Origin of the sequence: Longibaculum muris, assembly GCF_004343035.1 — a bacterium.
Classification (GTDB): Bacteria; Bacillota_I; Bacilli_A; order Erysipelotrichales; family Coprobacillaceae; genus Longibaculum; species Longibaculum muris.
The window spans coordinates 1-22,384 of the sequence record NZ_SMCQ01000016.1; the positions used below are offsets into that span (position 1 = coordinate 1).

Sequence of the window (22,384 nt, forward strand, 5' to 3'; positions counted from 1 at the left end):
GTCTCATTTTTCTTCTTTTTAAGGCAAAAAAGTTGAAAAAGTTTTTGATACACTCTTATTATAGCACAAAGCAAACATTTATCAATTGCTTAAAGTAAATATTTCTTGATGTCAATTCTTAAGAAAGGAATATATAAATAAAAATAAATATCTTATTGCGTGTTTAAACACAATCTTGTATAATTGTATACAATAAAGGAAGGGTGATAGAAAATGAATTTAGCATATAAAATTTTAAATTCGCATTTAAAAGAGGGGAAACTTGTACCAGGAGAACAAATTTGTATTCAAATTGATCAAACTTTGACTCAAGATTCAACTGGAACAATGGCTTATTTACAATTAGAAGCTATGGAAGTTGGACATGTAGCGGTAGATAAAGCAGTAGCATATATTGATCACAATATGTTACAAACAGGATTTGAAAATATGGATGATCATGAATTTATTAGAAGTGTTGCTAAAAAACATGGCATAACTTTTTCTAAACCAGGGAATGGGGTTTGTCATCAATTACAATTAGAGAATTTTTCTAAACCAGGACAAACTTTAGTTGGTAGTGATTCTCATACACCAACTTGTGGTGCTATGGGGATGATTGCTATTGGAGCTGGGGGATTGGATGTAGCAGTAGCAATGGCAACTGGGAAATATTATTTACAATGTCCATCAGTGATTCAAGTGAATTTAACAGGTAAGAAAGCACCATGGGTCAGTGCTAAAGATATTATTTTAAAAGTTTTACAAGAATTAAGTGTAAAAGGTGGAGTGAACAAAATTGTTGAATATACAGGAGAAGGAATAGCAACTTTATCTTTAACTGATCGTGCAACAATTTGTAATATGGGAGCAGAGCTAGGGGCAACAACTTCTGTTTTCCCAACTGATGAAAGAACTTTGGATTATTTAAAACAACAAGGACGTGAAGCTGATTTTAAGGAAATGAAAGCTGGTGAAGATGCAACTTATGATCAAAGATTAGATATTGATTTATCTACTCTCGTTCCAATGGTTGCAAAACCACATAGTCCTGATGCAGTTGTTGATGTGAAAGAATTAGAAGGGATGCACATCAATCAAGTTGTGATTGGTTCATGTACAAACTCATCTTTTGCTGATATGATGCGTGCAGCTAAAATTTTAAAAGGAAGAAAAGTCGCAGAACATGTTTCTTTGGTTATTGCGCCAGGATCGTCAAGTATTTTAGCGATGTTATCAGAAAATGGTGCATTAGCAGATATGATTCATGCCGGGGCAAGAATTCTTGAATGTGGATGTGGACCATGTATTGGAATGGGGCAAGCGCCTTTATCAAAAGGGATTTCTTTAAGAACTATTAATCGTAATTTTAAAGGACGTTCAGGAACAAATGATGCAGGAGTTTACTTGGTATCACCTGAAATTGCTGCTTTATCTGCAATTAAAGGATATTTATCATGTGAATTTGAAGATGATATGTATTTAGATGAAGTGCCAAGCACACCATTTATTAAGAATACAAATTTCTTTATTAATGAATATGATCCACAAACTGAAGTTTATATGGGGCCTAATATTAAACCAGTGCCTAGAGGGGATAAATTAGTTAATGAAATCAAAGGGAAAGTTGTTTTAAAAGTTGGAGATAATATCTCAACTGATCATATTGTTCCTTCTGATTCTAAATTATTGCCATATCGTTCAAATGTGCCACATTTAGCAAAATTCTCTTTCTGTAAAGTTGATGATCAATTCTATAATCGTGCAATTGAAAATGGTGGTGGATTTATTGTTGGAGGAGATAATTATGGACAAGGGTCTTCTCGTGAACATGCGGCTTTAGTTCCTAATTATTTAAAGATTAAAGCAATCTTTGCATTATCTTTTGCCAGAATTCATAGATCAAACTTAATTAATAATGGGATTTTACCATTGGTTATTGATCAACAAGGCTACGATTTCTTTAATGATCAAGATGAATATATTTTATTAAATGTTAAAGAAGCCGTAGAACAAGGAAAAGATGTTGTTGTGAAAAATCAAACAACAAATGAAACAATTACAGCCAAATTAACATTAGCACCAAGAGAAAAAGTCATGATTCTACAAGGTGGTTTGTTAAATGCTATTAAAGAGTTAGGGGGAGATTTTTAATGAAAGCTGTATTAATACCAGGGGATGGAATTGGTCCAGAAATCGCTAAGAGTGTCGAAAATATTACCCAGGCAATGAAACTTGATATTGAATGGGTCACATATCGTGCTGGGGCAGAATACGCTGCCAAAACAAAAGAAGTTTTTGAACCAGGATTGGTAGATGCCATCAAAGAATACAAATGGGCATTAAAAGGTCCAACAGCAACACCAATTGGAACAGGATTTAGAAGTGTCAATGTCGCATTAAGACAACAATTTGAAACTTATGCCAATGTTAGACCAATCCGTTCATTTAAGGGAATCAATTCTAAATATGAAAATATTGATTTGGTTATGATTAGAGAAAATACTGAAGATTTGTATAAAGGCATTGAATATATGATTAATGATAATATGGCAAATGGTGTGAAATTAATTACACGTGAAGCAAGCGAAAAGATTTGCCGTTATGCCTTTGAATATGCTAAAATAAACAACAGACATAAAGTAACAGCTATTCATAAAGCTAACATTATGAAATATACAGATGGACTCTTTTTAGAAGCTTTTAGAGATGTAGCAAAATGTTATCCAGAAATTGAAGCTCAAGAAGTCATTGTGGATAATATGTGTATGCAACTTGTTTTAAGACCCGAAACATTTGATGTTTTGGTTGCTCCTAATTTATATGGAGATATTGTTTCTGATTTATGTGCTGGATTAATTGGAGGATTAGGTTTTGCACCAAGTGGAAATATTGGTGATGAATATCGTATATATGAAGCCGTTCATGGAAGTGCTCCAGATATAGCGGGAAAGAATATTGCTAATCCAAGTGCTTTATTATTAGCTTTTGCATTAATGTTGGAAGATTTGGGAAAATTAGAAGAAGCAAATCGTTTGAGAAATGCTTTAGCTGCAGTTGTAGAAGAAGGTCATACGATTACACCAGATATTGGTGGAACAGCATCAACCAGTGCATTTACCCAAGCGATTATTGAAAAATTATAGGAGGAAAGTCGCATGCCATCTCATAGTCTGTTTGATCAAGTAACACATGGTTCATTGGGAAATAAGATTTTTGATATTTTAAGGGATCGTATTTTAAATGATGAATATGAACATGGACAAAAATTAAATGAATTAGCTTTAGCTAATGAGTTGAAAATAAGTAGAACACCTATTAGAGAAGCTTTAAAACAATTAGAATTAGAAGGTTTGGTTGAAAGTATTCCTAACAAAGGTGTTTATGTAAAAGGTTTTTCACCAAGAGATATTGATGATATGTTTGAAATTCGTTTGGCTTTAGAAGGGCTTGCTATTCAATTAGCCATTGATCGCATGGATGAAGTTCATCTTGCTAAGATTAAAGATGTTTTTGAATTAATGGAATTTTATACAGGTAAAAATGAACAGGATAAAATTAATGATTTAAATATTCTTTATCATGAAACTATTTATCAGGCAACTCAATCACAATACTTTGAACAATTATTAAAAGATGTTCACTATTATGTTTCAGTAACAAGTCGTCACTCTATTACTCAACCAGAAAGATTAGAAACAGCTTTAAAAGAACACCGAGCAATCTTACATGCAATCATGGCTGGGGATAAGGAACAAGCTAAAGAAACAATTCAAAAACATATTCGAAAAACACAAGTTTTAGTTCGTAAATATTATGCACAAAAGAATAAAAAGTAAAAAATAAACCCAAAAGATGAAATACGCTTTTGGGTTTATTTGAAATAAGCTTTTATTTTCACACGATAACTGATATAAAGTAAGATGGCAGCCCCACTCCAGGCAAATACTTCTGCATAATAAATACCATCTTGTCCAATAAATAAAGGAAGAAATAAAGCAATACCAATTCGCATGATTAATTCAACAATTCCTGATAACATTGGAATAAATGTATTTTCCATGCCTTGTAAAGCACTTCGATAAGTATGTAAGACATAAAGAATAGGGAGACATATAGCCATAATTGATAAGTAACGAAAAGCAATAGAAAGGACAACTTCGATTTGATGAACACTACCAGAAATAAAGAGTAATAAGATGGATTTACCAAAAATTAACATCATAATAGAGATAATTAAAGAAGTCGTAAGGGATAATAAATTGGCTTGAAAAACACCATGTTTCATACGTTCATATTGTTTAGCTCCTAAGTTTTGACTATTGAAAGTTGTAATTGCATAACCAAATGATATAGCAGCAACTTCTAATAATCCATAAAGTTTATTGGTTGCTGTAAAACCAGCAACAAATAAGAAACCAAAACTATTCACAACGGATTGAACAACGATACCTCCAGCAGAAATAATGGCATTTTGAAAAGCTAAAGGTGTGCCAATTTGAATGAGTCCTTTCATTGTTGGATAATCAAAAGAAAAACTTTCTTTATGAATTGTAAAAGGAAGTTCTTTTTTTAAAACATCATAACAATACAAAGCGGCAGCCATTTGCGCAATCAAAGTTGCAATGGCAGCACCAGCAATCCCAAAATGAAAAACACAAACAAATAATAAATCTAAAATAATATTGATAATAGCTGCACTCACCATAGCAATCAATGGTGTATGACTATTTCCTAATGCTCTTAAAATACATGAAAAACAGTTATAGAACATAACAATCAATACTCCAGCTGACATAACTCTTAAATAAGTTATAGAACCTTCTATAATATTATCCGGTGTTTTGAGTAAATGAAGTAATGGAGTAATAATAACTTGAACACCAATTGTTAATATAATTCCTAAAACAAAACAAGCTATTAAAATCATTGCCATAATTTTTTCCATACGTTTAAAATCTTGAGCACCATAAGCATAAGAAATACGAATAGAAAAACCTTGAGTAAAACCCATGACAATGCCTAACATAGCCCAGTTAATCCAGTCTGCAGCTCCTAAACTTGCTAAAGCATCAACCCCTAAAAACTGTCCAACAATCATTGTATCAACAAGGGTATAAAGTTGTTGTAAAATATTTCCTAACATCAATGGCATGGCAAATAAGAAAATCAATTTCATTGGTTTTCCAACAGTCATATTCTTCATGTTTCATTCCTCCCGCTTTTTTGTAAAAATAATCTATCATAATAAGAAAACGAAGTCTATAAAAAAATAAAAACAGTTAAACTGTTTTTAGATTTTGTATTGGATTTGATAATTGTGAATGCGCGTATTATAACGGGCATGAGAGACTTCAACGACTTTTCCATAAATATCATGAGAGATTCTCTTTCTACCTAAAACTGGACCATTTTCTAAATGTAAAGCCTTTAAAATATCAAGGGGTGGAAATTCTACAAAGAAATCATCGTTAAAATCAGCAACCGAATGATTATGTTGATAAAGATACATATATAAAGAAAAATCATTCAGTTTTTGTTGATCAGGAACTTGAATATCACCAGGGAGATAATGTGTAAAATGAATATATGGTTCTCCATCCAAGTAATAACAACGACTAATCTTTAAACATTGTCGTCCATAATATTGGAATAAATCATCTTGAGGATTGAGTGTGATATATTCAAATTCAGTATTTTCTTTAGTCACTTGATAACCTTGTTGATTTAAGATTGATGAAAATGATTGTCCATTAGATAATTTATTAAATATACTATTACTAATCACTGTGGTACCTTTACCACTTTTTTTTGTAACATAACCATCATTCTCTAATAATTCAATAGCTTTTCGAATTGTTATTTTACTGACTTTAAATTGCTGTTCAAGTTCAGTTTCAGTAGGTAAAAATGAACCAATTGGGTAGATTCCATTAATAATAGAATCTTTAATCACTTCCATAATTGAATAATATAAAGGGACTTTTTCGTTCATAAATATATCTTCCTTTCACTTAAGTAAACCTATTATAACATAGAAAAATATAAAAATGGTAAAAATTATAAAAAATATAACATTATAATCTTTACAAATAAACATTATAATGTTATAGTGTATACGTAAACAAAATAGGCGAGGAGAAATAGTATGGAAAAGTTTATGAAAATGATTGAAGAAAAATTGATGCCTGTGGCGCTTAAGATTAGTGGGCAGCGTCATATGCAAGCGGTAAGACAAGGGGTTGTCGCAACTTTACCGTTAACGATTGTAGGGTCTTTCTTTTGTATCCTATTGAATATTCCAATTGATGGTTATTCAGAATTTATTGCCCCATATCTTAACATTATTGATGTTCCATTTCGTTTTACTGTAGGGATCTTAGCATTATATGCAGCTTATGGAATTGGAGCTTCACTTGCTAGATATTACAAACTTGATCAATTAGGTTGTGGTATGTTAGCGACTGTTGCTTTCTTGGTTTCAACAGTTGTTCCAGTAAAAGTGACTGCTGGTATGCCAGAAGTTATTGCAGATGGAAGATATTTATCAATTGGTGCATTAAGTGCAAGTTCTTTGTTTGGAGCTATCGTCGCATCATTGGTTGCTGTAGAAATTTATCGTTTATGTAAAGAAAAGAATATTGTGATTAAAATGCCTGATGGAGTACCACCTGAAGTTGCTAATTCATTTAGTGCTTTAATTCCAGCAGCAGTTGTTATTCTTTTATTCTGGGTTATTCGTTATGTCTTTAATTTTGATATTAGTGCAACATTAAGTAATTTGTTAATGCCATTAAAAGATACTTTATCTGGTAACAGTTTAATTGGTGGATTGATTACAGTTACATTAATTACTTTCTTCTGGGTACTTGGGATTCATGGTCCAGCTATCATGTCACCAGTTATTAGACCAATTTGGGATATGACAATTGCTGAAAATATGGAAATCTTTGCTGCCGGAACAGCAGCTAGCCAATTACCAAATATCTTTACTGAACAATTCTTACAATGGTTTGTATGGATTGGTGGTGCAGGAGCAACACTTGCATTGGTATGTTTATTCTTAAGATCTAAATCTCAATATATTAAGAGTTTAGGTAGATTATGTTTAATTCCTGGTATCTTTAATATTAATGAACCAGTTATCTTTGGTGCACCAATTGTTATGAATCCAATCTTAGCAATTCCATTTATTGTCGCACCAATCATTATGACAATTGTTTCTTATTTATTTACAGTTTCTGGTTTAGTTCCATTAATGATGGCCAAATTGCCATTTACTTTACCAGCACCATTAGCAGCAGTCATGTCAACAGATTGGTCAATTATGGCTGGTGTCTTAGTTATTATTAACTTTATTATTGCATTGGTTATTTATTATCCATTCTTTAAAATGTTTGAAAAACAACAATTAGAAAAAGAAGAAGCATCTTTAGAAAAAGCATAGAAAGGAAAGACATTGTCTTTGGTAAAGTAAAATGATTCAAATCTCAACATTTATTGGTATATTAGCTTGTTTCTTTATTACAACATTATTGAGTGAAAAATATTATCAAAAGCATCAAGTTCAAACCAGATTATTAAAAATGATTCTTTATATTATGTTATATATGTTCATCTTATTAACTGTTGTTGTTTTATTCCCACAATGTTTTATTATTCTTGTTTATGGAAGTGTCATTATGGCAAGTTATTTCAATATTTATAATCGTCATCGTAAGATTCCTGGGGAGGTGGAAGCATGAAAAGGTCATTAGGGATATCTATCTATCCTGAACACAGTACTGTAGAAAAAGATAAAGCTTATTTAAAGTTAGCCAGTGAATATGGTTTTACAAGAGTCTTTACTTGTTTATTGTCAGTTAATAAACCAAAAGAAGATATTGTTCGTGAATTTAAAGAGATAATTGAATATGCGACTGATTTAGGATATGAAGTTATTTTGGATGTTGCTCCAGCAGTCTTTGATCAACTAGGAATTTCATATGATGATTTAAGTTTCTTTCATGATATGGGAGCCACTGGGATTCGTTTAGATGTTGGGTTTGATGGAGCCAAAGAAGCTATGTTAACATTTAATCCTTATGAATTAGCGATTGAAATCAATATGTCAAATAATGTTGCTTACTTAGATAACATTTTGACATATCAGCCTAATGCTCCATTTTTATATGGATGTCATAACTTCTATCCTCAAAAAGGAACAGGTTTAGATTATGATTTCTTTGTCAAGTGTTCATCACGTTTTAAAAAACATGGTATTAGAACAGCTGCTTTTATAAATTCTCATAGTGCAACCCTTGGTCCTTGGTCAATCAATGATGGATTATGTACATTAGAAATGCATAGAGATTTACCCATTGATGTACAAGCCAAACATTTATTTGCAACAAATTTAATTGATGATGTGATTATTGGAAATGCTTATGCATCACGTGAAGAATTAGAAGCTTTATCAAAAGTCAATCGTTATCAATTAGAGTTAAGTGTTGAAGTTTTAACAGATTCATCAACGATTGAAAAAGATATTATGTTCAATGAACAACATTTTAGACGTGGTGATATGACTAAACAAGCAGTGCGTTCAACTGAAGTGAGAAAGAAACATACTCAAAGTGATATACCACTTCATGATCATATGCAGACTTTTCAATGTGGAGATGTTGTGATCGGGAATAATAATTTTGGGAAATATAAAGGAGAACTTCAAATTATCTTAGAAGAATGTTATGATGAACGTAAGAATAAAGTGGGAAAAGTTGTTGATGAAGAATTATTTTTACTTGATTTTGTAGATGCATGGACAAAATTTAAATTGAAAGAGAAATGATGAATGTGAAAAATTATGTAATCAAACAAGCAAAATTAGTCAATGGAAAGAGAATTGATATTTTAGTTGAGAATGGAATCATTAAAGAAGTGGCTCCACATATTGAATCAAACTATGAAATCCTTGATTTTCAAGATGATTATGTGAGTGCAGGGTGGATTGATATCCATACCCATTGTTTTGACAAATTTGAAATCTATGGGGATAAGCCTGATTTAATTGGCTATCCTCATGGTGTTTGTACGGTAGTAGATGCTGGGACTGCAGGCAGTGATACAATTGATGAATTATATCAACAAGCCCAAAAGGCAAAAACTAGAGTATTCTCTTTATTGAATATTTCTTGTACAGGAATTTGTGCACAAAATGAGTTATCTGATTTATCTCGTTTAGATAAGAATGCGATTATCAAAGCATATCAAAAATATCCTGATTTTATTGTTGGTTTGAAAGCTAGAATGTCTAAGAGTGTATTAGGCGATTCTGGAAATCAACCATTAGTATTTGCGAAAGAAATGCAAAAGCAAGTTCATTTACCATTAATGGTGCATATTGGAACAGCACCAAGTTTATTAGAAGATGTTGTTAATATGTTAGATGCTAAAGATATGATAACGCATATTTTTAATCCTAAAGATAATGGGATTTTGAAGAATCATCAAATTAAAGATTGTGTATATCAAGCTAAGAAAAAAGGTATTCTTCTTGATTTAGGACATGGTAGTGATAGTTTTTCATTTGAAGTTGCATCAAAAGCTTTTGAACAAGGTATTGAAGTCAATACAATTAGTAGTGATATTTATTTTAGAAATAGATTAAATGGTCCTGTTTATAGTCTAGTGACAACTATGAATAAGATGTTATATGTAGGTTATTCATTGGATAAAGTTATAAATTGTGTGACTCATAATGCAGCAAAGGCTTTGAATTTATTAAATTTAGGTGATATAGAGGTTGGAAAAATTGCTGATTTTACAGTTTTTAAAGTTGTTGATCAAGATGTGAAATTAGTTGATTCAATGAAACATGAAGTGATATCACATCAACAAATTATTCCAACACATACAATTGTAAAAAATGAAATCTATACAATTGGGGAGGAAGAGTAATGAATATTTATTCAAAATATCATGTGAGTCGTGTGATTAATGCTTCAGGAAAAATGACTATATTAGGTGGTTCACGTGTTCAAGATAAAGTCATTGAACAATGTGGAATAGGCGCTGGTAACTTCTTTGAAGTCAAAGATTTATTAGATAAAACTGGTGAATATATTGCGAATTTGTTAGATGTTGAAAGCAGCTATATTGTTAATAGTGCTTCTGGAGGAATTGCTCAAGCGATTGGCGCAGCCATCTGCCAAGATAACTATCAAAAGATTATGAATCTTTATGATCCGACAAACAATAAACGTGAAGTTGTGATTTGTAAAGGACATAATGTGAATTATGGAACAGCAGTTGAGGTGACAATGCGTTTAGGTGGAGCTAAAGTTGTTGAAGCAGGTTATGCCAATGAATGTACATTAGATAGTATTAAAGCTTGTATTAATGAAAATACAGTGGCTTTATTATATATTAAGTCACATCATTGTGTCCAAAAAGGAATGCCTGATGTTCAAGAATTCATTGACTTAGCCCATGCCTATGATTTACCGGTTATTGTTGATGCAGCAGCTGAAGGTGATTTAAAGAAATATTATCAAATGGGGGCTGAATGTGTTATTTATAGTGGAACAAAAGCATTATGTGGTCCAACTTCTGGATTGATTGTAGGTAAGAAAAGTTATATTGATCTGATCAAGAAACAATATGCTGGAATTGGAAGAATCATGAAAGTTGGTAAGGAAAACATTATTGGACTTACTTATGCGATTGAAGAATATATGAATCAACCACAATTAACAATTGAACAACAAAAAGATCGACTTAAAGAGTTTAATCATTTGTTAAATCAATTAGATGGTGTACAAGCTAAGTGTGTACAAGATGGTGCTGGTAGACCAATTATAAGAAGTGAAATTACCTTTACTCATCAAGATGCAAAGAAGATTGCACAAAGTTTAAAAACGGGTGAAGTGCATATTTATACACGTGATTATAAAGCAAATCTTGGACAAATAGAAATTGATATAAGAGATGTTGATGATGAGGAATTGATGATTATTTATCATCGTATTCAAGAAATTTTGGAGGCATAGAATGGAAAAGAAACCAAATTATTTAAATGATCGTATTTGTTTAAATGTTTTAACAAATAGTTTAGAAAATGCAAAAGCATTATATGATATAACAGAAGGACATATTTTATTAGGATTATTATCTAAAAACTATCCTGATAATGCATCAGCAATTGAAGATATGTTAAAATATGCTGCTATTACTGATAATTGTATTTCTGTTGGTTTAGGAGCAGGGGATCCTAAACAATCACAAATGGTAAGTGAAATTTCAAAATATATTCAACCACGTCATGTGAATCAAGTTTTTACAGGAGTTGGAACAACTCGTGCATTACTTGGACAAAATGATACAGTGGTTAATGGATTAATTTCACCAACTGGAACAGTTGGAATGGTTAAGATTTCGACAGGTCCATTAAGTAGTGAAGGACAAGATGCGATTGTGCCAGTGGATACAGCAATTATGATGTTAAAAGATATGGGATGTTCATCAGTTAAATTCTTCCCAATGAAGGGTTTGTCAACAAAAGAGGAATATAAAGAAGTTTGTCTTGCTTGTGTTAGACAAGATTTTATGTTAGAACCAACTGGTGGAATTGATTTAGATAACTTTAAAGAAATTTGTGAAATTGCTTTAAATGCAGGAGTAAAAAAAGTTATTCCTCATGTTTATTCATCAATTATTGATAAAGAAACAAAACAAACACGTAAAGAAGATGTTAAAAAATTATATGAAATCATGAAAGAATTAACAAAGTAGGTGAAGATAATGAAGATATTAGCATTTGGAGAAGTTATGATGCGCATGATGCCATCGGACTATAAAACGTTAACTCAAGTCAATGAATTAGAATTTTTGTTTACTGGAACAGGCGTTAATATTTTATCAGGGTTATATCAAATGGGTGAAGATGTTTCACTTTTAACAAGATTACCTGATAATGCAGTAGGCAAAGCGGCCAGTGCTAATATTCGTAAGCTTGGTATCAATGATCACTATATTGTCTATGGAGATAATCATATAGGAATCTATTTTTTAGAAAAAGGGATTGGAAATCGTGCGAGCCAAGTGACTTATTTGAATCGAAAGGATAGTTCTTTTGGACATAGTCAACTATCAGATTATGATTTATCTTGTTTAGATGGTCAAGATGCACTTCATATTTGTGGTATTTCATTAGCAATGAATAATAATGTTAGAGAAGTTGCTTTTAAACTTGCAAAAGAGGCGAAACGTAGAGGCATCAAAGTTATTTTTGATTGTAACTTTAGACCAAGTTTATGGAATGAAAATGAAAGAAAAAATGTGAAAAGTATTTATGAAGATATGTTACAGTTAGCTGATATTGTATTTGCTGGATATAAAGATGCGACACTTTTGTTAGAAATGAATGTTGATCATAACCTCCCTTTGAAACAACAATTAGAATTGCTACTCAAACAAATGTGTCATGATTATCATATTGAAGCTATCTTAGGAACGATTCGTCAAGATGAAACATTATCTGGTTATATGATGTCAAAAGATGTTTTTACCATGAGTCAAGAATATTCATTAACTGTTTATGATCGTGTTGGTGGAGGAGATGGCTTTGCAGCAGGGGCTATTTATGGTTATCTTCATAATATGCCAAGTGCTAAATTGGTTGATTATGCGACTGTTAGTGGTGTTTTAGCGCATACAACATATGGTGATAGTCCTATTGTTAGTCGAGAACAAATTATTGATTTTATGGAAAATGGAAGATCCGATATTAAAAGATAGCAGTGACTATCTTTTTATTTTTTGATTATAAGTCATTTTAAATGGATATGATGATTATATAAGTTAACGTTTTAAAAATATTTTCAATTGATGAAAATAATGTGCAATTTTTTAATCAAGGCTTTATACTGTAGATGTAAAAAACAAGGAGGACGAATTCAATGGAAAAGAAACCTGTAAAAATTGTAACAATTGGTGGAGGAAGTAGTTATACTCCAGAATTAATGGAAGGATTTATCAAAAGATATGATGAACTTCCAATCAGAGAAATCTGGTTAGTAGATATTGAGGACGGAAAAGAAAAAATGGAAATCGTTGGGGCAATGGCTCAACGTATGTGGGATGCATCTCCATATGATGTTAAAGTTCACTTAACTTTAGATCGTAGAGAAGCATTAAAAGATGCAGACTTCGTTACAACTCAATTCAGAGTTGGGTTATTAAATGCTCGTATCAAAGATGAAAGAATCCCATTCTCTTATGGAATGCTAGGACAAGAAACAAATGGTGCCGGAGGAATCTTCAAGGCATTCAGAACAATCCCAGTAATCTTAAGTATCGTAGAAGATATGAAAGAATTATGTCCAAATGCATGGTTAATCAACTTCACAAATCCAAGTGGAATGGTAACCGAAGCAGTCATGAAATATGGTAAGTGGGAAAAAGTGATTGGATTATGTAACGTACCAGTTGGAGCTATGATGAAAGAACCAGAAACAATTGGAAAGACATTAGATCAATTAACTTATAAGTTTGCTGGATTAAACCATTTCCACTGGCATAAAGTCTATGATGAACATGGAAATGAAGTGACTCAAGATATCATTGATGCAATGTATGAAGGAAAAGATGGAGGGCTACCAGCTAATATCGCTGACGTACCATTCTTCAAAGAACAATTAGATACAATGAAGATGATTCCATGTGGATATCATAGATACTACTATCGTCAACAAGAAATGTTGGCACATGGATTGGAAGAATTCAATGATCCAGAAAAAGGAACACGTGGACAACAAGTAAAACAAACAGAAGCAGAATTGTTTGAATTATATAAAGATCCAAACCTAGATCATAAACCAGAACAATTGGCAAAACGTGGAGGAGCACATTACTCAGATGCAGCATGTGAAACAATCGCATCAATCTATTCAAATGCCAATAGACACATCGTCGTTACAACAAAGAATAATGGAGCAGTCCCAGATTTACCAGCAGACTGTGCCGTAGAAGTTTCAGCATACATTGGAGCAACAGGGGCAAAAGCCATAGCTTTTGGAGAATTACAACCAGCTGAAAAAGGATGGTTACAATGCATGAAGAACATGGAACACTGTGTAGAAGCAGCAGCAGTTACAGGAGATTATGGAATGGCATTACAAGCATTTATCTTAAATCCACAAATTCCTGCTGGAACAAATGCAAAACGTGTATTAGATGAGTTGTTAATAGCACATAAGAAATACTTACCACAATTTGCTAAAAAGATTGCAGAACTAGAAGCAGAAGGTGTTACAATCAAAGATGATGTAGCAAGAGAATTAACTGAAAAAGGTTTATAATAATAAATAACTATTCATAAATAAAACTTATGAATAGTTTTTTTGTTATATAGGTTTTCTATTCACTTGGGATAAATGTGCTTTGAATAACTATTTACTAAATGTAATAACTGGTGTAAGAAAAATCCTTGATATCATCAGTCTTAAGGTTAAGAGTTTTTTCATATGAGTATGTGAATGTGAAAATTGAAATCAAGAGACCCACCAAATGTATGTATTTATAACGGTGTTGAATATAGGACAAATGGGAAAGACAAGATGGAAAATAGAAAACAAAAGTTCTAATGATCTTAAAAATCATGGACATTATTTGAAACATGCATTCAGCTATGATGAAAATGCAGTGAAGGTCCATCTTGCGATAGTCCTCATATCACAGCTGATTATAAAGTTGGTGGAGCATTATCAAAAAAATCAAGATTTGAGACAATAAGACAACTTGGTGAGGAAATAAAAAAAACTTAGAAATGCTTCTAAGTGGAACTGATATAAAACTGGTTGTCCCATGCTGATATTATAGAACATATAGACAAATGATGAATTTTAAAAAAATAAGATTTTTATGTGCTTTAAAATCATAGTTAAATGTAAAAAGAGATGTATGATGAAAAAGCTTGGAAAAGAAAATTTAATCTGTAGTGCTGAGCCCTTTTATAAGAACTTGAAGCATTCAAAATTTAATGCTATACTTGATTAAAGGATGATTCATTTATATTGGTGGTGAAATATTATGTGTATCAATAAGAAAAGGAAAAATAAAGTATGGCTCCATGCAAAGCCAGTATAATGAGCGACATTTGCATGGAGTAAATATAAGTCGCTAATATAATGTTGCTGGCTTTGCTACTTGACTTTATCAATCAAGGAGGAAGCCTGCATATGAAATACATTAATGCAAATACAATTCTGCCTGACGCATTGATCGAAGAATTGCAAGAATATGTGCAAGCTGGTTATATCTATATACCTGCTAAGGACGAACAACATAAATCTTGGGGAGAATTGTCTGGTTATCGAAAAGAACTTTATGAACGAAATGAAATCATCATAAAGAAATATAAAAATGGTGTTTCGATTGAGGAACTTGCGGAGGAATATTATCTTTCGGTATATGCCATAAGGAAAATAATATATCAGAAATGATTATGAAGAGCTGCTGAAAAAGTAGCTCTTTTTTCTACTAATTGTTTCTGTATTGTTTGGTGTATTGAGAATAGTTTTGTTGATGCGTAAAATTATAATATAGTATTTTCAACAGGAGGATTACAAAAATGACGAACACTAAAATTTTATATCCACGAACAGGTGATATGCAGACTATTTATTTAAAAAATGCAATTACCAATTCAAGCATTACCGTGGGAGATTATACCATGTATAACGACTTTGTGAATGACCCTACAAATTTTGAAAAGAACAATGTTCTTTATCACTATCCGATTAACCACGATAAACTCTTTATAGGAAAGTTTTGTTCGATTGCTTGCGGTGCAAAATTTCTTTTTAATAGTGCAAATCATACAATGGCTTCTTTATCCACATATCCGTTTCCCTTGTTTTTCGATGAGTGGGAACTTGAGAAAACAAATGTCATGGATGCGTGGGATAACAAAGGAGATATTGTTGTCGGCAATGATGTATGGATTGGTTATGAAGCGGTTATTTTGGCAGGTGTTACAATTGGTGATGGTGCAGTTATAGGTGCTCGTGCTGTCGTTACGAAAGATGTACCGCCTTATACCGTTGTGGGAGGAGTACCAGCAAAGCCTATCAAAAAACGGTTTAATGATGAAACCATTACAGAATTACTTAAATTGAAATGGTGGAATTGGTCAGAAGAAAAAATTTCTCAGAATATTAAATCAATACAATCCGGAAATATCGAACGAATTAGGAGGATATAATTATGTGTACAAGATTTGTTCATAATGGAAATGATACCATTGTAGGATTTAATTTTGATATAGATCTTACAGTTTGGACACATACCGTTATTAGAGAAAAAGATAGATTTTACATTGGTATTAAAATGCCAGATGGCAATTATCACTCCTTTCATGGAATAAATAAAAATGGAAATGTTGGTACATTGCTCTATGTAAATGGGAATGAGAATGGGAAATATATTGCTAACAAAAAATGCTGTACTATTTCAGAACTGACCGAAAGTTTTATTAAAGGTGCGATTACGCTTGATGATGCACTTAATATAGTGAAAAACAATAAGATTGTATATGCTCCTGATGCCACGATGCAAGCTATGCTTTCGGATAAGTATGGGCGTGTACTTATTATTGAGCCAGGATTAGGATACCGATTAGAACAGACACGATATTCACTTATTACTAATTATTCTGTATTAAGACCTGAAATAACAAAACCTTATATCGTACCTGGTGATGATAGATTTGAAAGAGCTGACGAACAGCTTAAAAAATGTGGAGATAACTTTTCAGTTGTTGAAGCCTTCCACATATTAAAATCCGTAAAACAAGAAGGAATTTGGGCGACAAGAGTCTCTTTTGTATATTCGGTTAGCGAAAACAATGTTTGCTATGTTCTAAATAATGATTTTGAACACATTTTAGAATATCAATTCAAAAAAAACCAGGATTGTTCTGATATCTCAAAGAAAAAGGTTAAATAACAAGAAAGATAACGATGGAGAACCAATGGATAATCTGCTTATATTACAAAGGTAAGACCCATGATAGAATAAGAGAGGATATTGTTGTGATAAATTATCCTCTCTATTGTTCGAAATGCAGGAAGGAAATATTGATTAAAAAGAATTAACAAGTAACAATTATTAACGAGTTAGACACGTTAGATACAGAGTCGATGAACTTGTGAGTAATCATAGTTTGTCAGCTCTTTTTATATAAGAAAGGCCCAAATGGACGCATTTGAGCCTTTGTCCATAAGTTTAGTTTGTCAAAAATATTATAAGTTAGGAATTTATGGACAATATCTATTTTAATAAAATTAGTTTAAATAACAATGAGTTTTTATTTTATTGAATAGTTGTATTCAAAATTTTGTAATAGATATCTTCGATCTGTAATAAAAAAATCAATATCATTATCATCATTAATATAAAAATAAAAGATATTATTTTACTTTTGATTAGTTATTGTCAAATAAAAATTTATAAAAATATAAATACAGCATAAAAAAACCAACCACTTAATCAGCAATTGATATCAAATATATGAACGATATAATGTAAGAGAACATATTGAAAGAGGAGAAAACATATGGATGCTTTTGCTGATAAGCTAGGGCGAATTGGAGCATGGTGTGGCCAAAATAAATATTTAGGTGCCATTAAAAATGCTTTCCAAAATTTTATGCCAGCAACAATTGCTGGAGCAATTGGTGTTTTATGGTCTAATGTTATTGTTAATGCAGATACAGGACTTGGACAAATATGGTCACCAATTATGGGATTAGAATTTCTTAATCCAATTTTCAATGCTATTAACTTTGCAACAATTTCATGTATTTCTGTAGGTATTGTTATGCTTGTAGGACATGAAATTGCTACAGCTAATGGTGAAACTGGAGCTTTTCCAGTGGTCTTATCTTTTATTTCATGGCTTGTTGTTACACCTACAAATTTCTATTTTTGGGAAAAAGTAGGGAGTGAAGGAACAACAATTGCTAATGGAGCTGTTTTACCATCAGGTAGTGAAGCAATTACAAATTTTACAGGAATTGGTTCAAATTATTTAGGAGCTACAGGACTCTTTACAGCTTTGATTGTGGGTATTGTAGCAATGGAAATATTTGGCTTTTTAAGAAAACAAGACGCTTTGAAAATCAAGATGCCAGAACAAGTTCCACCTGGAGTTATGCGTGCTTTTGAGGTATTAATTCCAGCTTGTATTATGTTAGTTATTGTGGGTGCTATTGGACATTTCATTTATTTGGGTACTGGCTTATATTTGAATGATTTAATTAGTACTTATATTCAAGGTCCATTAATGAAAGTTGTTGGAGAGAATATTATAGCTGTTTTATTTTTATATTTACTTGTTTCATTATTCTGGTTAGTTGGAATTCATGGTGCAAATATGATTTCAGCTGTTAAAGATCCATTCTTTAGACCATTACTTATTGCTAATATGACAATGTTTCAAGAAGGTGCTAAATCAGGATATCATACAATTAACGTAACTTTCTTACAAATGTTTGGAGAAATGACTGGTTCAGGAATTACTGGGGCACTAGTAGCTGCTATTATGATTTTTGGAAAAAGAGAGGACAATCGTGCAATTGCTTCATTATCTCTTGTACCAGGTTTATTTAACATTAATGAAACTGTGGTATTTGGAATTCCAATGGTTTTAAATCCTATTTTAGGTATTCCATTTATTCTAGCTCCACTAGCTAGTCTTTTGGTTGGTTATTTCTTAATAACTATTGGATTCTGTCATCCAATAGTTATTGAAGCACCTTGGACAACGCCACCACTCTTATTTGGTTTTATTGCAACTGGTGGAAGTATAACTGGAGCTATTACACAATTAATTAGTTTTGTTACTTGTATATTTATTTATACACCATTCTTAATATTCTATGAAAGATATCAAAATAAACAAGCTAATTTAGTTGAATAAAATGATATCAATATATTTGCAATTGAATGAAATCATTCAAAAGATGCCAGTAATGGCATCTTTTTTTGCATGGAGTAGCTAAGAGGGTGTGACAATATTGATGTCTATTAGCAAGGGTATATAATAATCGTATCAATATTATAAGGGAGGAAAAAATATGGATACTTTTGCTGATAGGCTAGGGCGAATAGGTGCATGGTTTGGTCAAAACAAATATTTAGGTGCCATTAAAAATGCATTCCAAAACTTTATGCCTGCGACAATTGCAGGAGCAGTCGGTGTTTTATGGACAAACGTTTTAGTTAATGATACGGTTGTTCAAGGAAATGCCCAAGGATTAGGTGGTATCTTTAAACCAATTATGGTTTTAGCACCAATCAATACTGTATTCGCTGCAATTTCATTTTGTACAATTTCCTGTATTTCTGTAGGAGTTGTCATGTTAGTAGCCCAAGAAATAGGTGAAGCTAATGGTGAAACAGGGGCTTTCCCTGCAGTACTTGGCTTTATTGCTTGGGGTGTTGTTACACCAACTGCACATGCAGTAACGACTTTAGCGAGTAGTTTAACTGATAGTGCAGGTAATGCAATTGCTATTGGTGATGTTTTAACAAAGGGTGGTGTTGCTGATCTTAGTAAAGTTGGTACTTTCACTGGATTTGGTGCTGATTATTTAGGAGCTACTGGTTTGTTTACAGCACTTATTGTAGGAATTGTAGCATTGGAAATTTATAATGCATTCCGTAAGATGGATTCATTAAAAATCAAGATGCCTGAACAAGTTCCACCTGGTGTATCTCGTGCATTTGAGGTTTTAATTCCAACATTTTTAACTTTGGTTGTGGTTGGTCTTATTGGTTGGCTTGTTCAAATTACAAGTGGTCAATATGTTAATGATTTAATTAAGACAGCAATTCAACAACCATTGTTAAATATTATTGGAGATAACATTGTTGCTGTTATGTTTATGTATGTTTTGATTTCATTATTCTGGTTAGTTGGTATTCATGGTAATAACATGTTATCTGCTGTTAAGGAACCAATCTTCCGTCCAATGTTATATGCCAATACTGCATTATTCACAGAAGGAAAGACAATTGCTTTGACACCTGAAATTAAAGCACATGGATATTACACAATGAACTTAACGATGATGCAGATGTTTGCTGAGTGGGGAGGTTCTGGAGTTACTTTAGGTTTAGTAATTGCTATCTTTATCTTCTCTAAACGTGAAGATAACCGTGCTATTGCAACTTTATCAATTGTTCCTGGATTATTTAATATTAATGAGACAGTAACATTTGGTATTCCACTAGTATTGAACCCTATTCTAGGTATTCCATTTATTTTAGCACCAGTTGTTTGTATCTTTGTTGGTTGGTTATTAGTAACAATTCATTTCTGTCCGTATATTGTTCTAGAAGTGCCTTGGACAATGCCACCAATTCTATTAGGATTCCTAGCAACTGGAGGAAGTATTATGGGTGCTATTTCACAGATTATTGTTATTGTTGTTGCGACATTAATTTATATTCCATTCTTATTGGTTTATGAAAATTATCAAAATAAACAAGCAAGTCAAGCAAGTTAAATCATGAAGAATCTCTCTATTTTTAGAGAGAATTCTTCTTATTAAGAAGTTTTTATGATTATTTGTTGTCAATACAATGAAAAGATGAAATGTTATATGAATATTTCATGATTTATAGTGAATCAAATGTCGTCTATAAATAAGACCCTTAAAATATTTTTGACAAAGATATAAATTTATTTTGATTTTCTAGTTATGATATTTTAATATTCTACCATCTTATCCTTATCATTTTATTGAAGATATAAGATATGATTCATTCTATGAATGATATCTAGCATGAAAGATGTCAGTAATGACATCTTTTTTGCATGGCTAAACCAACAATTTCAAGGAATATTGATGTCTCTATGAGGGGGTATATAATGATGATATCAATATTATAAGGGAGGAAAGATTTATGGATACTTTTGCTGATAGGCTAGGTCGTATTGGGGCATGGTTTGGTCAAAATAAATATTTAGGTGCCATTAAAAATGCATTCCAAAACTTTATGCCTGCAACTATTTCTGGAGCTATTGGTGTTTTATGGACAAATGTTTTAGTTAATGATACAGTTGTTCAAGGAAATGCTCAAGGATTAGGTGGCCTTTTTAAACCTATTATGGTTTTAGCACCAATTAATACTGTATTTGCAGCTATTTCATTTTGTACAATTTCTTGTATTTCTGTAGGAATTGTTATGCTAGTTGCTCAAGAAATAGGTGAAGCTAATGGTGAAACAGGGGCTTTCCCTGCAGTACTTGGTTTTATTGCTTGGGGTGTTGTTACACCAACAGCACATGTGGTAACTGGTTTAGCAAGTAGCTTAACGAATGCTGCTGGAGATGCTATTTCCATTGGAGATGTTTTAACGAAAAGTGGTGTTACTGATCTTAGTAAGGTTGGAACTTTCACAGGATTTAGTGGTGATTATTTAGGAGCCACTGGTTTATTTACTGCACTTATTGTAGGAATTGTGGCATTGGAAATTTATAATGCATTCCGTAAGATGGATTCATTAAAAATTAAGATGCCTGAACAAGTTCCACCTGGTGTTGCAAGAGCTTTTGAGGTTTTGATTCCAACATTTTTAACTTTGGTTGTGGTTGGTCTTATTGGTTGGATTGTTCAGACTATAACTGGTCAATATGTCAATGATTTAATTAAGACAGTGATTCAACAGCCATTGTTAAATATTATTGGAGATAATATTATTGCTGTTATGTTTATGTATGTATTGATTTCATTATTCTGGTTAGTTGGTATTCATGGTAGCAATATGTTAGCAGCTATTAAAGAACCAATCTTCCGTCCAATGTTATATGCCAATACTGCATTATTCACAGAAGGAAAGACAATTGCTTTAACACCTGAAATTAAAGCACATGGTTATTATACGATGAATGTAACAATGATGAGTATGTTTGCTGAGTGGGGTGGAGCAGGAGTTACTTTAAGTTTGATTATTGCTATCTTTATTTTCTCTAAACGTGAAGATAACCGTGCTATTGCAACTTTATCAATTGTTCCTGGATTATTTAATATTAATGAGACAATGACATTTGGTATTCCACTAGTTTTAAATCCAATTCTAGGTATTCCATTTATTTTAGCACCAGTTGTTTGTATTTTTATTGGTTGGTTATTGATTAATATTCATTTTTGTCCATATATTGTTCTAGAGGTTCCTTGGACAATGCCACCAATTTTAATGGGATTCTTAGCAACAGGTGGTAGTATTATGGGAGCTATTTCACAGATTATTGTTATTGTTGTTGCAACATTGATTTATATTCCATTTTTGTTAATCTATGAAAGATATCAAAATAAACAAGCCAATGAAGCACAATAAAAAAGAAGATTTCTCAATA

21 protein-coding genes are annotated in these 22,384 nt (G+C 32.0%); 19 read left to right on the forward strand and 2 right to left on the reverse strand.

Annotated elements, in window-relative coordinates; genetic code table 11:
- Nucleotides 1–213: 213 nt before the first annotated feature.
- Genes EDD60_RS10680 through EDD60_RS10690 form a run of 3 tightly spaced genes read left to right on the forward strand, consistent with a single transcriptional unit; the run spans nucleotide 214 to nucleotide 3,818 of the window.
- Nucleotides 214–2,133, forward strand: a complete 1,920-nt coding sequence (locus EDD60_RS10680) for an aconitate hydratase (RefSeq protein ID WP_132226400.1) — start codon at nucleotides 214–216, stop codon at nucleotides 2,131–2,133.
- Nucleotides 2,133–3,125 (forward strand): isocitrate/isopropylmalate dehydrogenase family protein, encoded by a 993-nt coding sequence (locus EDD60_RS10685; RefSeq protein ID WP_066443544.1) that lies wholly within the window; start codon nucleotides 2,133–2,135, stop codon nucleotides 3,123–3,125. The genes EDD60_RS10680 and EDD60_RS10685 overlap by 1 nt, the downstream gene beginning before the upstream one ends.
- Before the next feature lie 12 nt (nucleotides 3,126–3,137).
- Nucleotides 3,138–3,818, forward strand: a complete 681-nt coding sequence (locus tag EDD60_RS10690; RefSeq protein WP_066443541.1) for a GntR family transcriptional regulator — start codon at nucleotides 3,138–3,140, stop codon at nucleotides 3,816–3,818.
- 35 nt (nucleotides 3,819–3,853) lie between these two features.
- On the opposite strand, the gene EDD60_RS10695 is transcribed toward EDD60_RS10690, so the two are convergent.
- Together EDD60_RS10695 and EDD60_RS10700 are read right to left on the reverse strand one after the other, a co-directional pair.
- Nucleotides 3,854–5,185, reverse strand: a complete 1,332-nt coding sequence (locus EDD60_RS10695) for an MATE family efflux transporter (protein ID WP_132226401.1) — start codon at nucleotides 5,183–5,185, stop codon at nucleotides 3,854–3,856.
- 87 nt (nucleotides 5,186–5,272) lie between these two features.
- Nucleotides 5,273–5,974 (reverse strand): GntR family transcriptional regulator, encoded by a 702-nt coding sequence (locus EDD60_RS10700; RefSeq protein ID WP_066443538.1) that lies wholly within the window; start codon nucleotides 5,972–5,974, stop codon nucleotides 5,273–5,275.
- Between the two features lie 153 nt (nucleotides 5,975–6,127).
- On the opposite strand from EDD60_RS10700, the gene EDD60_RS10705 reads away from it, so the two are divergent.
- From EDD60_RS10705 to EDD60_RS10780, 16 genes are all read left to right on the forward strand, one after another.
- Nucleotides 6,128–7,426 carry a PTS sugar transporter subunit IIC gene (locus EDD60_RS10705; protein ID WP_066443535.1) on the forward strand — a complete coding sequence of 433 codons (1,299 nt, stop codon included), beginning with the start codon at nucleotides 6,128–6,130 and terminating at the stop codon, nucleotides 7,424–7,426.
- Between the two features lie 31 nt (nucleotides 7,427–7,457).
- Nucleotides 7,458–7,724, forward strand: a complete 267-nt coding sequence (locus EDD60_RS10710) for a hypothetical protein (protein ID WP_066443533.1) — start codon at nucleotides 7,458–7,460, stop codon at nucleotides 7,722–7,724.
- Nucleotides 7,721–8,809, forward strand: coding sequence for a DUF871 domain-containing protein (locus EDD60_RS10715; protein ID WP_066443532.1), 1,089 nt, complete (start codon nucleotides 7,721–7,723; stop codon nucleotides 8,807–8,809). The genes EDD60_RS10710 and EDD60_RS10715 overlap by 4 nt, the downstream gene beginning before the upstream one ends.
- A 5-nt stretch (nucleotides 8,810–8,814) precedes the next feature.
- Nucleotides 8,815–9,918, forward strand: a complete 1,104-nt coding sequence (locus tag EDD60_RS10720) for an amidohydrolase/deacetylase family metallohydrolase (RefSeq protein WP_207905318.1) — start codon at nucleotides 8,815–8,817, stop codon at nucleotides 9,916–9,918.
- Nucleotides 9,918–11,009 carry a DgaE family pyridoxal phosphate-dependent ammonia lyase gene (locus EDD60_RS10725; protein ID WP_066443528.1) on the forward strand — a complete coding sequence of 364 codons (1,092 nt, stop codon included), beginning with the start codon at nucleotides 9,918–9,920 and terminating at the stop codon, nucleotides 11,007–11,009. The genes EDD60_RS10720 and EDD60_RS10725 overlap by 1 nt, the downstream gene beginning before the upstream one ends.
- A 1-nt stretch (nucleotide 11,010) precedes the next feature.
- Nucleotides 11,011–11,751 carry a 2-dehydro-3-deoxy-phosphogluconate aldolase gene (dagF, locus tag EDD60_RS10730; protein WP_066443525.1) on the forward strand — a complete coding sequence of 247 codons (741 nt, stop codon included), beginning with the start codon at nucleotides 11,011–11,013 and terminating at the stop codon, nucleotides 11,749–11,751.
- Between the two features lie 9 nt (nucleotides 11,752–11,760).
- Nucleotides 11,761–12,756, forward strand: coding sequence for a sugar kinase (locus tag EDD60_RS10735; RefSeq protein ID WP_066443522.1), 996 nt, complete (start codon nucleotides 11,761–11,763; stop codon nucleotides 12,754–12,756).
- 161 nt (nucleotides 12,757–12,917) lie between these two features.
- Entirely contained in the window at nucleotides 12,918–14,318 is a 1,401-nt protein-coding gene (locus EDD60_RS10740) for a 6-phospho-beta-glucosidase (protein ID WP_132226402.1), read from the forward strand.
- Nucleotides 14,319–14,526: 208 nt separating this feature from the next.
- The gene (locus tag EDD60_RS10745; RefSeq protein ID WP_066450847.1) at nucleotides 14,527–14,751 is read left to right on the forward strand and encodes a hypothetical protein; all 225 of its coding nucleotides are present in this window, start codon (nucleotides 14,527–14,529) and stop codon (nucleotides 14,749–14,751) included.
- A gap of 446 nt (nucleotides 14,752–15,197) precedes the next feature.
- Entirely contained in the window at nucleotides 15,198–15,461 is a 264-nt protein-coding gene (locus EDD60_RS10750; RefSeq protein WP_082787470.1) for a CD3324 family protein, read from the forward strand.
- A gap of 128 nt (nucleotides 15,462–15,589) precedes the next feature.
- Nucleotides 15,590–16,222 (forward strand): CatB-related O-acetyltransferase, encoded by a 633-nt coding sequence (locus EDD60_RS10755; protein ID WP_066450839.1) that lies wholly within the window; start codon nucleotides 15,590–15,592, stop codon nucleotides 16,220–16,222.
- Between the two features lie 2 nt (nucleotides 16,223–16,224).
- Nucleotides 16,225–16,965, forward strand: a complete 741-nt coding sequence (locus EDD60_RS10760; protein ID WP_066450836.1) for an Ntn hydrolase family protein — start codon at nucleotides 16,225–16,227, stop codon at nucleotides 16,963–16,965.
- A 14-nt stretch (nucleotides 16,966–16,979) separates the two neighbouring features.
- A complete protein-coding gene (locus tag EDD60_RS10765; RefSeq protein WP_082787469.1) occupies nucleotides 16,980–17,114 on the forward strand; it encodes a cysteine-rich KTR domain-containing protein in 135 nt (44 codons plus the stop codon).
- Nucleotides 17,115–17,575: 461 nt separating this feature from the next.
- On the forward strand, nucleotides 17,576–18,940 hold the full coding sequence (locus EDD60_RS10770; protein WP_132226403.1) for a PTS sugar transporter subunit IIC: 1,365 nt from the start codon (nucleotides 17,576–17,578) through the stop codon (nucleotides 18,938–18,940).
- A gap of 157 nt (nucleotides 18,941–19,097) precedes the next feature.
- Complete coding sequence (locus tag EDD60_RS10775) at nucleotides 19,098–20,531, forward strand: PTS sugar transporter subunit IIC (RefSeq protein ID WP_132226404.1); 1,434 nt, start codon at nucleotides 19,098–19,100, stop codon at nucleotides 20,529–20,531.
- A gap of 400 nt (nucleotides 20,532–20,931) precedes the next feature.
- Nucleotides 20,932–22,365, forward strand: coding sequence for a PTS sugar transporter subunit IIC (locus EDD60_RS10780; RefSeq protein WP_132226405.1), 1,434 nt, complete (start codon nucleotides 20,932–20,934; stop codon nucleotides 22,363–22,365).
- Nucleotides 22,366–22,384: the final 19 nt, after the last annotated feature.

What these genes read in the sequence shown, in the direction of transcription:
- EDD60_RS10680 (WP_132226400.1), top strand. Translation starts at nt 214, where the DNA reads ATGAATTTAGCATATAAAATTTTAAATTCGCATTTAAAAGAGGGGAAA.
- EDD60_RS10685 (WP_066443544.1), top strand. Translation starts at nt 2,133, where the DNA reads ATGAAAGCTGTATTAATACCAGGGGATGGAATTGGTCCAGAAATCGCT.
- EDD60_RS10690 (WP_066443541.1), top strand. Translation starts at nt 3,138, where the DNA reads ATGCCATCTCATAGTCTGTTTGATCAAGTAACACATGGTTCATTGGGA.
- EDD60_RS10695 (WP_132226401.1), bottom strand. Translation starts at nt 5,185, where the DNA reads ATGAAGAATATGACTGTTGGAAAACCAATGAAATTGATTTTCTTATTT.
- EDD60_RS10700 (WP_066443538.1), bottom strand. Translation starts at nt 5,974, where the DNA reads ATGAACGAAAAAGTCCCTTTATATTATTCAATTATGGAAGTGATTAAA.
- EDD60_RS10705 (WP_066443535.1), top strand. Translation starts at nt 6,128, where the DNA reads ATGGAAAAGTTTATGAAAATGATTGAAGAAAAATTGATGCCTGTGGCG.
- EDD60_RS10710 (WP_066443533.1), top strand. Translation starts at nt 7,458, where the DNA reads ATGATTCAAATCTCAACATTTATTGGTATATTAGCTTGTTTCTTTATT.
- EDD60_RS10715 (WP_066443532.1), top strand. Translation starts at nt 7,721, where the DNA reads ATGAAAAGGTCATTAGGGATATCTATCTATCCTGAACACAGTACTGTA.
- EDD60_RS10725 (WP_066443528.1), top strand. Translation starts at nt 9,918, where the DNA reads ATGAATATTTATTCAAAATATCATGTGAGTCGTGTGATTAATGCTTCA.
- dagF (WP_066443525.1), top strand. Translation starts at nt 11,011, where the DNA reads ATGGAAAAGAAACCAAATTATTTAAATGATCGTATTTGTTTAAATGTT.
- EDD60_RS10735 (WP_066443522.1), top strand. Translation starts at nt 11,761, where the DNA reads ATGAAGATATTAGCATTTGGAGAAGTTATGATGCGCATGATGCCATCG.
- EDD60_RS10740 (WP_132226402.1), top strand. Translation starts at nt 12,918, where the DNA reads ATGGAAAAGAAACCTGTAAAAATTGTAACAATTGGTGGAGGAAGTAGT.
- EDD60_RS10745 (WP_066450847.1), top strand. Translation starts at nt 14,527, where the DNA reads ATGTATGTATTTATAACGGTGTTGAATATAGGACAAATGGGAAAGACA.
- EDD60_RS10750 (WP_082787470.1), top strand. Translation starts at nt 15,198, where the DNA reads ATGAAATACATTAATGCAAATACAATTCTGCCTGACGCATTGATCGAA.
- EDD60_RS10755 (WP_066450839.1), top strand. Translation starts at nt 15,590, where the DNA reads ATGACGAACACTAAAATTTTATATCCACGAACAGGTGATATGCAGACT.
- EDD60_RS10760 (WP_066450836.1), top strand. Translation starts at nt 16,225, where the DNA reads ATGTGTACAAGATTTGTTCATAATGGAAATGATACCATTGTAGGATTT.
- EDD60_RS10765 (WP_082787469.1), top strand. Translation starts at nt 16,980, where the DNA reads ATGGAGAACCAATGGATAATCTGCTTATATTACAAAGGTAAGACCCAT.
- EDD60_RS10770 (WP_132226403.1), top strand. Translation starts at nt 17,576, where the DNA reads ATGGATGCTTTTGCTGATAAGCTAGGGCGAATTGGAGCATGGTGTGGC.
- EDD60_RS10775 (WP_132226404.1), top strand. Translation starts at nt 19,098, where the DNA reads ATGGATACTTTTGCTGATAGGCTAGGGCGAATAGGTGCATGGTTTGGT.
- EDD60_RS10780 (WP_132226405.1), top strand. Translation starts at nt 20,932, where the DNA reads ATGGATACTTTTGCTGATAGGCTAGGTCGTATTGGGGCATGGTTTGGT.